Source organism: Vibrio sp. 1874, from assembly GCF_033344395.1.
In the GTDB taxonomy this organism is placed as follows: domain Bacteria; phylum Pseudomonadota; class Gammaproteobacteria; order Enterobacterales; family Vibrionaceae; genus Vibrio; species Vibrio alginolyticus.
In genome coordinates this window covers 1-1569 of sequence record NZ_JAWPOR010000070.1, presented here as the reverse complement: position 1 = coordinate 1569, position 1569 = coordinate 1, and the positions used below count along the sequence as shown (strand labels likewise).

Annotated in this window: 1 pseudogene; it reads right to left on the bottom strand. The window is 47.7% G+C overall.

From position 1 onward, the window contains the following. Window positions 1-1569, bottom strand: a pseudogene (locus tag R8N46_RS24605) (MoxR-like ATPase); the annotation flags it as partial.

Sequence of the window (1569 nt, the reverse complement as noted above, 5' to 3'; positions counted from 1 at the left end):
CACTGCAGTTGGTAGGCGATCAAGCATCTTGTAGTAATCACCAGCCACAGCGCCGATATCACCACGCAAATACGCTTGAATCATATTGAGATCTTTCAGCCAAAGTTCTTTGTCAGCATCTGAAGACGCCATGTACCCTGCGTACACATTGTCGACCGCGAACATCATGTCTTCGGTGTGATCGTTGTAAATCAAAAGCATCGCATCAGTGTAAGCTTCGAACGCTTTCAGCTCATCGTGCGCTTTACCACCTTTGTAGCCCAATGTGCCCGAAGTTACATCGATAACCAAATCACCCGAAGTCACATTCGCTGTCGTAAAGTTGATGAAAGACTGGCTAAACGACAGCACACCTGCCGCGATATCCGCATCAATGGTTCGCTTCATTGCGTTGACCATTTGCGCATCCAGCAGCAATACAGGATCGTGGAACGCTGGGACAATCGCTGTTCGGAATGGCCCCCAAGCGCTATCGATGCTCTCTGCAACCTTGTTTAGTGTTGCAGGCTCATAGCTATCTAGGTACGTTTTTAGATCGTAACCTTTGGACGTCACCAGTTGATTTGCGTAGTCGTAAGCCAGCTTGTTTGCTTTTGTTGCCACAAACTTCTCGCCGTCGATAACAAACTCAACCTTGTCACCCGCGATGATACCGTAGCGGTCTTGCTGCTTCGTAAACGTATCAAACTGAGATTGACCACGAGTCTTCACTGTATAATCGTAAGACTTCATTTGGCGCACTCCCATTCTCAAGATGACATCGCCAACACGTCCGCGGCCTTCTGCACCAATATCAAGGAATCTTGCAATACCACGAGGCATTGGTGGTAGGGACTCCATTTGCTCAGTGATGTGTAGGTTCACGGTAACACCTTTTAGATTGGTGTATTCCTTACCGTCTTTACCCACCAATTTAACTGGCGTATTTAACGCGTCATTTGCCACGATGTTGCCCATGATGTCTTCGTATTCAGCTTGCACCCCAGGGATATCAAGCAGCGATGCAAAGCTCACCTCATCGGTAAAACGGTTCGAGAATCGACGTGCTAAGAAGTGGCTCGCAAGCGCTTTGTCTGGCCAGTTACCCAACACAGACACCGCATTTGACCAAGGGTAATCCGGGTCAAAGCTACCAATTGAGTTTAGGAAGCGTCCATTCGCAGTTTCCGCAACAGCTATATAGCCCTCATCTGAATCTTCGATAAAGCGTGCTGCCAAATCATCAAAACAGCTGGCTGTTGAAAGATCGTAATCAGCCGGAATTTGGTGTGAGTTGTTGTCTAACAGTTGACCAAAAGAAATCACTTTTTGGTTGCCTGCCGCATTTTCTATCACACATTGATGCTCTGGTGTGCGCAAGATATCAAGGAAGAACGCCGCGGATTTTTTCGCCCCATTCGCGTAATCACAGAACCATGAGTTATCGGCTTTGCCTTCGCTACAGTATTGAGGGTTTGAAGCAAGGCGCAATAAGAAGTCACCCGGCTTATCCGTTGACGATGTGTAACCCAAATTGGTGTACAGGTTATCGATGCGCTCAAGATCTTCCATCTTGTCACGGATAGCGCT